At 31.7% G+C, this 11,769-nt stretch carries 8 protein-coding genes and 1 pseudogene; 4 read left to right on the forward strand and 5 right to left on the reverse strand.

Going from position 1 to position 11,769, the window contains the following annotated elements; genetic code table 11:
* Positions 1-43: 43 nt before the first annotated feature.
* From K5R64_RS10110 to K5R64_RS17205, 4 genes and pseudogenes are all read right to left on the reverse strand, one after another.
* Positions 44-2,773, reverse strand: a complete 2,730-nt coding sequence (locus K5R64_RS10110) for a substrate-binding domain-containing protein (RefSeq protein WP_220763184.1) — start codon at positions 2,771-2,773, stop codon at positions 44-46.
* A 242-nt stretch (positions 2,774-3,015) separates the two neighbouring features.
* The gene (locus K5R64_RS10115; RefSeq protein WP_220763186.1) at positions 3,016-6,417 is read right to left on the reverse strand and encodes a LamG-like jellyroll fold domain-containing protein; all 3,402 of its coding nucleotides are present in this window, start codon (positions 6,415-6,417) and stop codon (positions 3,016-3,018) included.
* 348 nt (positions 6,418-6,765) lie between these two features.
* Positions 6,766-7,908: a DUF4960 domain-containing protein gene (locus K5R64_RS10120; RefSeq protein WP_220763188.1), complete on the reverse strand. Its 1,143-nt coding sequence runs from the start codon at positions 7,906-7,908 to the stop codon at positions 6,766-6,768.
* A 360-nt stretch (positions 7,909-8,268) separates the two neighbouring features.
* A pseudogene (locus K5R64_RS17205) lies at positions 8,269-8,379 on the reverse strand (ATPase); the annotation flags it as partial.
* An 828-nt stretch (positions 8,380-9,207) separates the two neighbouring features.
* On the opposite strand from K5R64_RS17205, the gene K5R64_RS10125 reads away from it, so the two are divergent.
* The 4 genes from K5R64_RS10125 to K5R64_RS10140 are packed head-to-tail and all read left to right on the forward strand — an operon-like array spanning position 9,208 to position 10,891.
* The gene (locus K5R64_RS10125) at positions 9,208-9,966 is read left to right on the forward strand and encodes a hypothetical protein (protein WP_220763190.1); all 759 of its coding nucleotides are present in this window, start codon (positions 9,208-9,210) and stop codon (positions 9,964-9,966) included.
* Between the two features lie 40 nt (positions 9,967-10,006).
* The gene (locus K5R64_RS10130; protein ID WP_220763192.1) at positions 10,007-10,402 is read left to right on the forward strand and encodes a DUF5675 family protein; all 396 of its coding nucleotides are present in this window, start codon (positions 10,007-10,009) and stop codon (positions 10,400-10,402) included.
* Positions 10,403-10,452: 50 nt separating this feature from the next.
* Positions 10,453-10,731 (forward strand): hypothetical protein, encoded by a 279-nt coding sequence (locus K5R64_RS10135; RefSeq protein ID WP_220763193.1) that lies wholly within the window; start codon positions 10,453-10,455, stop codon positions 10,729-10,731.
* The gene (locus K5R64_RS10140; RefSeq protein ID WP_220763195.1) at positions 10,718-10,891 is read left to right on the forward strand and encodes a hypothetical protein; all 174 of its coding nucleotides are present in this window, start codon (positions 10,718-10,720) and stop codon (positions 10,889-10,891) included. The genes K5R64_RS10135 and K5R64_RS10140 overlap by 14 nt, the downstream gene beginning before the upstream one ends.
* Before the next feature lie 85 nt (positions 10,892-10,976).
* On the opposite strand, the gene K5R64_RS10145 is transcribed toward K5R64_RS10140, so the two are convergent.
* Entirely contained in the window at positions 10,977-11,309 is a 333-nt protein-coding gene (locus K5R64_RS10145; protein ID WP_220763197.1) for a YegP family protein, read from the reverse strand.
* Positions 11,310-11,769 lie beyond the last annotated feature (460 nt).

Raw genomic sequence — 11,769 nt, forward strand, 5'->3', positions numbered from 1 at the left:
AAGTGCAATACCTATAAAAATGTTACATTATCAAAAAAGAAAATTAATTATTTCTATAGTCTTTAGGAGAAATTCCAAATTTAGCTTTAAAACTAGTGGAGAAATAATTAGGAGATGCAAACCCACATGAATAGGCAATTTCAGAAATATTTAGAGATGTTGTTGTTAGTAAAATTTGAGCTTTATCTAATCTAAAATTATTGACATAATCACCAACACCAATACCTAAAACTCCCTTTACTTTTCTATATAACTGTACTCTTGAAATATTTAAATTGTTTGCTAGCTCTTCAACAGAAAATGATGAGTTATCAATATTATCCTCTAAAATTGCATTAATTTTATTCAAAAATTCTTTCTCAATCAAACTAAGACTATCGCTTTCTATTTTGTCAATATTCTTAGTGTAATAATATCGTAATTTTTCTCTATTGAACAATAAACCTTTTATAGATTGCTTTAACACCTTTAAGTTAAATGGTTTAGTCAAAAACAAATCGGCTCCCACTTCTAAGGATTTTAAATAAGTATTATTATCATCCATAGCTGTTAAAATAATCACAGGAATATGAGATGTTATCATATTCTTTTTTAAAACATCACAAATTTCAAAACCGTTTTTCTCGGGGAGGTTTAAGTCACAAACTACAATGTCAGGCATTACCTCAAGGGCTTTTTCAATAGCTTTCTCTCCATTACATCTTATAACAATATATTCAGTATTTAATTTGGAATACATAAAGTCTAACAAATCAATATTATCTTCAACAACTAAAATTGATTGTTTGTTCTCTACAATTAATGACTCATTATTTGGTGAAAATTCATTTTCTAAATATTCATATTCATTCCCATCAGTTAAAAAAGAATAATTGTCATTGATTATCTCTGCTTTATCCAGATGATCTTCTCCCAATTTTAAATAAACCGAAAATTCTGTACCATTAACAGATTTTACTTCTATTATGCCTTGATGTAAATCAATAAAATTTTTAGATAAATTCAAACCAATTCCCGAACCGTTTCTATAATTATTAGACCCTTGAAAAAAAGGAGTAAAAATTTTTACAATTTCATTTTCAGGAATACCAATTCCAGAATCTTTAAAACTAATTTGGACATACCCTTTTTTACTATTTTGAATAATTTTAATTTCTATTTTTCCACCGTCAGGTGTGAACTTAAAACAATTTGACAATAAATTGTAGTACACTTTATCCATTAAATTAATATCAAAATATACTTCAATTTCTTCATTTTCTGTTTCAATAGTATAACTAATATTTCTCTTTTTAGCTTCTCTTTTAAACTCTTTAAACATGTTTAAGGAGAATTTCCACAAATTATTTTTAGATAATTTAAGGGTGAATTTTTTGTCCTCTACTTTTCTAAAATCCAATAGTTGATTAATTAATCGAAGTAATCTCATCGAATTATTATACATAATGTCCAAATCTTTCTTAACATTATTACTTTTATCCTTAAATTCATCATGCAAAGATTCTACTGAACTTAAAATCAATGTCAAAGGAGTTTTAAATTCATGAGATATACCCGTAAAAAAGTTAATTTTAGATTCGTTGCTTTCTTTGAGTTTTTCAACAAATTTTTCAATCTCATTTTTTTGACTTGTGATTTTATAATTAGTAATTTCTAAAAGTCTTTTTTTATTTCTAATAGTTATAATAGAATAAACACTAAAAACTGCCAAACAAAAAATAATTACTAAAAAAAGACTTAGAAGTTTTATTAAATTATATAAAGTAATGTACTTTTCTTCTTGTTCCTTAATAACATTTTGCTGTGATTCAATACTTGCTTGTTGTTGCGTTACTTTATCAAACTGATTACTCATTATATCAGCATTTAATGAATCAATCAAAATAGTATTGAGAATATTATTCTTAGGTATTATTTCATTATTCGCAAGCTTAATTGCAAGTCTAATAGCCTCACTACCCCCTGTAGGGTATAAAATGGTTGCAGTTAATTTCCCATCTTTAACAGCTTGTATTCCTCCATTGGAATCATTCAGTCCGTCTATCCCAATGAATTTGATGTTTTTCTCCCTTCCTTTTCGTTTTGCTACCTCCCATGCTTGTAAAGCAATAATATCATTAAAAGCAAAAACATAGTCTATTTTTGGCATACTATCCAGAACCTTAATAAAATCATTATTAATTGATTCTAAATCCAATGCTGTGATACTTTTGGTTTTAATATTTGGAAATTGGCTCACAATTTGCTTAAATCCTAAACTTCTTTCTATACTTGGAGAAATCTCTGTTGTGGCTTTAATCTCAACGATGTTTGCTTTTGCATTAGATCTAGATACAATATATTTTCCTGCAATTCGACCTACTTCAATATTATCCGCCCCCAAATAGGTACTATAATTAGACGTATTAACCTTTCTGTCAACTATAATTACAGGAATCCCGTTTCTACTTGCCTTTTCGATTACTGGCACTATAGAATCAGAACCATACGGAGCTACAATAATAACATCCATTTGGTTTTTAATCATTTTTTCAATATCCGCAATTTGTTTTTTTGTGTTAGAATTGGCATTGTAAATAGTTAAATCTACTTCTGGATGAAGTGACGCCTCAACCTTCATTGTATTATCCATAGATTTTCTCCAACTATCATCTTCACCTATACTTTGTGAAAATCCAATTGAAATAGTACGTAATTCTTTATCATTAGAATTACATGAAGAAAATAAAAGCAGACAACTAATTAGAATGATATAACTAAGTTTTCTTAGCATAGTGATTTCTATTAAAAAAACAAGTGAATATAAAAAATAACGATTAGCTTTATTAAATTGCTGAATAACTTAAAAAATGAATCTAATGTAAATATATTGAAAAGCAGTTTAAAATAAAATTGTTGCAACTTAATAACCTAAAACTTGCTAAACGAATAATTCAAGTTTTACTATTTGTAAATAACCCAAAAATGGCTATCTCTATAAAATAGAAATAGCCAATTTGTAATTTAAAAAAGTAATTATTTAATAACAACTTTTCTAACCTCTGAATTGATTTTATTTGAGAATTTTAGAAAATAAATCCCAGAGAAAAAATTACTCACATCAATCTTTTCATATCTGTTTTTCATTTGTTTCTCAAATATTTTTAGACCCGAAATCGAAAATAATTGCAATAAATAAGGGGTTTCGGTTTCAATATATAGGTAATCATGTGTAGGTATAGGAAACAATTTTATACCTAAATCATTTTCTTTAGATTTATCTATAACAGACAGATTATTATCTGGCAATGGAATTCTTATATCATCTACTCCTGTAAATCCCCAAGGACCTGTATTGCTATCTACGACTTCAATATAATATTCCACACCTGGAGTACCTATCATTTCTCTTTCTATATAAGAAGACAAATATTTTTTATTAGGATCCGAAGGAAAAATCCAATCAGGTCTATTTGGCCAGCTAGTTTCTCCACCTGGACCAGTTACTTTCGTTATTAATTGATTATCTGATTTTCGAATTAAGGCTACATAATTATTATTCAAGTCCCCATTGGAACCTCCGCCTGAAACTAATAATTTGATTTTTCCATCTCCTCCAAGAATGAACGGATTACTTCTTATTTTAGAAATAGCTGCATCACCATGACCTCCAAATTCAGTTCCTAGAAAAGAATTAAAATGAAATGTTCCTTCATTATAATAATTACCTCCCCAGAATGTAGTCCCTTCTACAATTTTAAAATCAACATTATTAACTCCTGAAATCACATTCCAACCTGTTAAATCTCCAGTCTCAAAATTAAGATTCAACACAGGCGATTTATAAGCAATGAATGTTACGCCTGAATTTACAGAAACTGAATCAGTTAACACTGTTTCGCTATTTGTAAATTCATCTTTTGAAATTGAAACTTTCAAATTAGTAATATCGTTATCATAACTCCCTGCTCCTCCTAAAACAAGTTTTACAGTAGTATCATTTACTCTTAACAGCGAATACGTAACGCCACTAGGTAAATTTGTAACCGTCCAATTACTTGGTGTAAGGGTAGCTGCGAAAGTATTATTATTCACTTTTACTGTAATTTCCTCCCCAGATTCTTTTCCTTCATCAATTTTTCCATCATCATTCATTGTTAAACTTGTAACTGGAATTGCAGGCGCAAAAGCCTCATAACCCACTGATTTTTTCAATTCCCAATATTCTCCATCAAATGTTGATGTTCCACCTTCAGAAACAAACTCAATACCAATAGCCGAATCATTAGGATATAATCGATTTGAAAAGGTACAAGCGTCATTTATGAAAACATCAATTACAGAATGATCAACAAATACTTGAATTTTATTTGGCACTCCAAATGCTGCTACATCATAATCTCCTGAATAGGTGTTGTTCTCAAAACCTCCTACTCCATTTTTCTCAATGAATATTTTTCCATTTTGATAATATATTTTGGCAGATTGACCACCACCAACACATACATTAACTCCTACTTTAGTGGCATTACCACTAATTGTTGTTGTTAATTCATACGAGTTTGATGTAGTAGCTTTAAACAACGCTGTACCATTAACCGTTCTATTAAATACAGTTTGAGTTCCTATTTCACGTAATCCAAGTGCTGCAGGTTCTGGTCTTTGCCCTAAGGTTTTACCATCTGCCATCAAATACCACTCACGTGGCAAACTATAGGTATGACACCATCCTTTTTCTAATTGTCCTTCAGATGAAATTCTTTCGTCAACAATACCAATTCCTACTGGATTTCCGTTTGAATTTCTTGCAACCGCAGGGGATAAATGCCCATGAATAATATCTAAATTTTTAGCCTGAGCTTGTGTTGGTGTAAAATTAGTTCCGTTCCATGTACCAATCCAATATTGAGCTCTCACAGGGTTAACACCACCTATACCATTTACAATTAATACATGTTTCCCATTACCAATTGATTCCATAACTGGCATTTCCCATATTTGTCCTGAAGCGTTTAAACCACTTTGAATATTTCCAATTTTACCCCAATTGTTTAAGTCGCTAGATGTAAAATGAGCTAATCCACCTCTTCCACCAATACTTGCTCCAATTATCATATGCCAATCGTTACCTTCTTTCCATAAATAGGGGTCTCTAAAATCATCAACTCCTACCGTTGATTTCTTTATTAGCCCTCCAAGCTTTGTCCAATTAGTCAAATTTGCATCCGAACTAGACGCATGACCAATTCCTGGATCATAATCACCTGAATAATTGACAGAAGTATAAAAAGCATGAGCTGTTGAACCCTCAACCACTACATCACCAGACCAAATTCCTTTTCTGTCATAATTATCATCAAAAGTAGGCCAAAGTGCATCTTGATCGTGTTTCCAAAACACCATATCATCACTTATCATATGTCCCCAATGCATTTGTGTTTTAAAAGGTCCATTTGGAGTACGTTGATAGAAAATATGATATTTGTTATTAAATTTAACCATTCCATGTGGTTCATTTGTCCAGTTTGCTGGTGGCATTCCATGAAAAATAGGTCTATGTTTATCCGTTGCAAATCGTGTTTCAGGAACCACAACTGTTTCCAAACCTACAGGCAAAACACCCACTTTAGAATTGTATTCGTTTAAAATATCCGTAGGTGTTAACGCACTCGTATAAATTTTCGTTTCATCGTACGAAGCATTCATATGATTTAACTGAAAAATCCCTTGCGTCACAACCGATTTAGCCTTCCCAATTCGTAAATTCCCTGTACTGTTAATACTGCCTGAAAATGCAGTTGAACCAACTTCTATACCATTGAGATAAAGTTTCATCGTATTCGAACTTATCACTCCAGTGACTAAAACCCATTTATACATTGGAAATAATCCCGAAGCGGTTGCTTTTTGTCCTCCTAATTCGAACCACCATCTTCCATAGCTATCAATACCAATATTAAAACCATTAGCTTGATGTATAATTGAAGAAGGTGTCAAAGATATAGTTTCATTATCTTGAGGCCAACTTTCAATGGCTATCCATGTTTGCACTGTCATCTCACTACTAAATGATGCAGAAAATGGTGTATCAATCCAAGTAGAAAAACCATCAGTTCTTAATGCATTTCCATCAACTCCTTTTATTCTATCTGGTTTATTAAAAGTATTTGAAATAGATAAAACTTGAGAATTTACTTGGTTTGTGGTTGTATTTGTTCCTGTCGTTTCATCATACTTAATATAAAGTACTTCTCCTGTATTAATTAAAGTTGTTGTTGTAGTTTTACTTGTTTTACCATTTAATTTCAAGACAGAAGAACTTTTTAAAGTGTTCAGAGTATCATTAGGATTTATTTTTTCTTGATGAATGGCCAACACATATAATGGCAAAAGCATTATACACATTTGTATTCTATTTTTAAATATATATTTTTTCATATTTTATTTTTTTATTTTGTAGGTTAATCATAATAAATAAAAGCTAGGGCATAAGCTCTGATTTATTATTAATATTTGAGGATTTATATTTTAAAACTAAATTGTAAACATTGAAATTTAAAAACTAGCGAAGATGTTTTATAGTTGTAATCAACCCTTAGAGTGTAATACATTTTTAAGAACTACACCCTTCGAGTCGTTTTTAGTTAATGTGGTATTTGGCATAAAATAAACAACTAAAAAATCCCAACTAAGACCTCAAAAACAATTAAATAAAAGGAGAGCCTTATTTAAGGCTCCCCCCTCTTTATTTAGTATTTAAAATGGAGTAGTTCTCTTAATTTTCAATTATTGCTTTATAAATTTCAATTGATATACAACATTATTGTTATCAGTAAGTGTAACAATATAGATTCCACTTGATAAATTTCTAACATCTAGCCTATTTTCGTCTAAAACTGCTTTTACATTTTGACCATTTGCATTATATATCGAAATTTTCTGAATTCCATTAGTTGAATTTACCATTACAAAATCAGCAGTTGGATTAGGAGAAAGAGAGACCTGATTTAGGTTTTCGAAACTCTCAGTATCAAGAGTTACAGAATAATTTTTTAAATACGTTAATGCATTAGTTGTAATTAGCTTCACATTGTTATTAAATGTGTTTGTTCGAGAATCATTCATTTCCCATTCGTATGCTGCAGGCCCATATGCTATTATTCGACCAGTATAAGTTCCTGTAGGCAAAAATTCGATAGCAGAAACACAGCACATATCTGTTACATGTTGCCATGACCCTAAAATAACTGAGTTTGTTAATGTTTGGAATTCTGCACCCCTTGCAACACTTGCGTGTGGTTGTGTCAATCCAGGAATTGCACCTAAATCCCACATCGAATTATGGTCTTCTTTGTATCCATTATTAATTAGAGGTACAAAATTATATCCATAAGTTCCACCCGCATTATTAGATTGATTGGTAGTGGTAACTCCTGCATACACTGCATGAGTTGACATGTTTCCATTAGGCATTCCTTCTACATTATTAATTCCCCAATAATCAGGATTACTCCCTCCTGCGCCATTCCCAGCAATACCTGGTTCATAAGGAATTCTTCCAAGGTCATCTATAATTCTTGTCCCAAACCCAGCCAAAAGCATACTCCCACCTGATTGAACAAATGTTGTTAAATTTGAAATTACAGTGGGGCTCAAATTTCCTCCAGGCAAATCATAGCTACCTGTATTGTCATAATAAAAAAACACTACAGCAACATCATTTAAATCAGAACTTACCATTGTTGCCGCATTGAGATATTTAAAGTCAGTACCATAAAACGACTCGACATACAAACCTGCCGCTTTTGTATCAGGTTCAGTAATAGCATTAATAGTAACTGCATTACTTAAAAATGCAACCTTTGTTCTTTGCGCAAAAAATAATGTTGGAACACTAACCAACATAAGCATTAGTAATTTTTTTTTCATAATTTCTTAAATTTTATTGGTTTAATTAATAACCCAAACTTATTAATTTAAGATTTTCTTAACTTTCAATTTTAGAGCAATTGCATATAATATCGTTACTAACATCTTCGTATTTGTTACCAAAAACTTTAATTTTATTACACAGCAACAATAAATGATAATTGAACCCTCATATAATTGTTATACTTTGTCATTTTAAAGTATTTAATTACAAATAAATTTAAATAATACCTCTACAAAATTCAATTATAAGTACCTTAACAGAATTAAACAGGAAATATTTAGAATAAAAGACAAAAAGGTTGAACATTTATTCATTGTTTTATATTCGCTTTTTTTCGAGTTCATGAATGTTCAACTTCATCGTTTGTCCTTTGCATTTGAATCGAAGGCAATAAGGTTAAACATTTGTCTTAACCTAGAGCGTACTCGATTGCCGTAGGCTTTTTCGATTTCGGAAGCAAAATAGTTAACCGCAATATTGTTTAGTAGTAGTTATTCGTATCGACTAATCAAAATTCTCCAAAACAATCATAATCATTTCTGAAGTTTTTGACTATATTTTTCAAAAATTAAGTTATCGAAAACAAAAAACCTCGAAAACACTATAGTTTTCGAGGTTTTGATACCTTTTGGAATTTAAATCAGCAGAGAGGATGGGATTTGTACTCTGTTAGAAATCCCTTTGTTTACAAGGGATTTTATCTAATAAAATTCTAGGGTCTCGATTTTGAACCTCAAAAAAGCATGCTTTATTGTGACAAATTTTACAGTACTAAAATACAAAATTCTCATTAAATACTAGTTCAAAAAACGGATAAGTTAAGGCTATTTTTAGTCAATTATTAAAGGCATAACCTGTTCATGAATTAAGCTTGTGTATGTGCAAAACTCAACAATACTTACAAATTCATTTTCTTGCTTATTAAGGTCTTTTCTAATCTTTTGAAGCAATCTAATACTTTGGCGATAACTTTTACCTGTAATACGCTGTATATCCTTTGGATAAATACACAATCTTTTTGTCTCAGTTCTCATACTCTATCTATGGCTTTGATTGGGCTATACTATACTTGAAATACCCTTTTGGGTTTATATAGATAAATTTAGCGAATAATTCTTTTCGTACAAAGGAAGTCATCTAAGTTGTATTCTGCCATTTGTGTCACAAAGTGACACATGGGACAGAGCAACCTTTTTTTTGTGCTTAATTCTCCTAAAATTTGCTTTGAAATCAATTCAGAAATGTTGCAACAGGATGATGATTTAGAGTAAGTAATAATCTAAATTTTAGGATTTATGGCAAGACAAAAAGGCATAATTAAATTGAAAGGTACTATCGGGGATATTACCTTTTACAAAACGAAAGATGGGCATTTAGCTCGTGAGAAAGGGGGCATCGATGCTGATAGAATCAAAAACGATCCAGCTTTTCAAAGAACGCGTGAAAATGGTTCTGAGTTTGGAAGAGCTGGGAAGGCGGGTAAGGTTTTAAGAACGGCTTTACGTGTGTTGCTTTTGAATTCGGCTGATAGTCGTATGGTGAGTCGTTTGACGCAATCCATGGTTAAGGTGATTCAGGCTGATGCTACTAATGAACGTGGATTAAGAAATGTCATTGATGGTGAGGCAGAATTACTGGCTGGATTCGAATTCAATATTCGTGGAAAATTAGGAACTAGTTTGTATGCTCCTTATACTGGAGCTATCGACAGAGTAACAGGTGAAGTGTCTGTAGATATTCCTTCATTTATTCCATCGAATATGATTGCTGCTCCTAGAGGAACTACTCACTTTAAAATCATTTCGGCAGGTGTTGAAGTAGATTTTGAAAACGAAACTTTTGTTGAGGAACATTCCGAAACTGCAATTTTACCTTGGGACGCTACGGCTACTGCTGTGATTAACCAAGTAAACACCGTTACTCCTAACAGTACTAAACCTTTATTTTTGGCTTTAGGTCTTGAGTTCTATCAAGAAGTAAACGGTAGCATGTATTCGTTGAAAAATGGTTCTTATAACCCGCTGTCACTTATTAAAGTTGATGGTGGTGTCTAATGGACTTCCGCAAGCTTAATCTAACAAAGAAGGTTAAAAAATGGTTTTGTTTTTAACTAGAACTTATTTCCCTGAAGGAACTAATGGGAAACTCGAATGTGAGGGTAAATTAATTTGTAATACTATTGAATTGCCTTGGAAGAATAATGAAAAGCGAGTTTCCTGTATTCCGGAAGGGAAGTATTTTATTAGAAAGCGTTACAGTCAAAAATTCAAATGGCATTTGGAAATTATGGATGTACAAAATAGAAGCTATATTTTGTTCCATCCCGCCAATAATGCTATGAGAGAATTAAATGGTTGTATCGCTCCGGTCACAAAACTATCTGGTCCAGGATTGGGATTGATGTCTAGAATCGCGTTTACGAAATTAAAAGACAGGGTTTACAAAGCTCTTGACAGTAGTGAGCGTGTTGAACTAATTGTTGAATCTTAATCTTTAGCATTCTAATGAGGATGTAAAGGATTGAATAAATAAGCAATATTATGAATTTAGTAGAAAGAGCAAAAGCGCCTACACCGAAGTTTTTTAAAGTCTTACGAAGTATTGGATTGGCTTTATTGGCCATCAGTGGTACGATTGTAGCCGCGCCAGTGGCATTGCCTGCAGTTGTCGTAAGTGCAGCGGGTTATTTGGTGGTTGCAGGTGGAGTGATTTCGGCGATTAGCCAAATTACAGTTGATCAAGAGGCTGAAACGGACGATGCGATTTTAAAGCAATTGCAAAAAGACAACGAAAACTTAGCCCGTGATGGAAACGAATAACAGCCTTCCGATTGGGACTGTTTCAGGGACTTTTTTGAGTATTATGCCCAATATTTTATCTGAAGATATTTTAAAAACCATTATCTTAGCAGTCATAGGAGCCACCGTCAGTTTTATCGTGTCGCTCCTTTTAAAAAGGATGATAAAATCCAAAAAATAGTTTCGGTTTTGATTGGTAACCTTTTCCGAAGCAATACTAAAGCCTGATCGTGAGATCAGGCTTTTTTGTTTTTTTAAATAATACTTTAATTAGTCGTATCTTCAATGGTAGCATCTGGAGCATTACTTTTTACCGATGCAATTCCATTATCACGTGCTACTATACTTTCATACATTTCACTAGTTCCTATAATTTGTCCATTTGTAGCTTTAAGATTGAAATACTGTTTTCCATTTGTAGAAGTTTTTCGTTCAAACTTAGTATCGTCTTGAGAATTGCGTTTTACAGATTCGATGCCATTTTCGCAATTACTTTTTGTTGAATAACCTTCACTGCTAAGAATTGTTTGACCATTATTAGCTTTTAAATTAAACTGAAATTCACCATTAGTTCTTTTATTAATTACAAATTTTCCCATTTTATTTTTTTTAGGTTTATAGATTACTAATTTAATTAAATGGATTCTATTTTTTACAATTTTATTTTCTACTTCATTCCATAAATCTATTTTAAAAGAAAAAAGAAAAAAAAGAAAGTCATCCTTTCTGTGAAGGTTTCAAATGAAGTCAAGTTTTTTTGAAAAAATACTACCTAAGTGGTTTTGTAGAGTCGAAACGTACTTTGAAGTCGGATGGTGAATCGGAGAAGTGAAGGTGGAGATTTTTTCAAAAACCCGTAGGGCTTGAACTTTACTATTTGAAACCGTAGCAGACCTTTACTTTCTTTTTATTTATTTTTTTTTTGGAAACGGATGTTCTTGTTTTCCTTTTTTTGGGAGCGTGAATTGGAAATCGGCAATCAAACACCCCCAAGCACCGCAAGGAGCAAATAAAGTGGTGCCCCTTTTTCAGGGGCAAGGAACTTTATTTGCGGATGAG

This window comes from Flavobacterium sp. UMI-01 (assembly GCF_019656315.1).
Taxonomy (GTDB): Bacteria; Bacteroidota; Bacteroidia; order Flavobacteriales; family Flavobacteriaceae; genus Flavobacterium.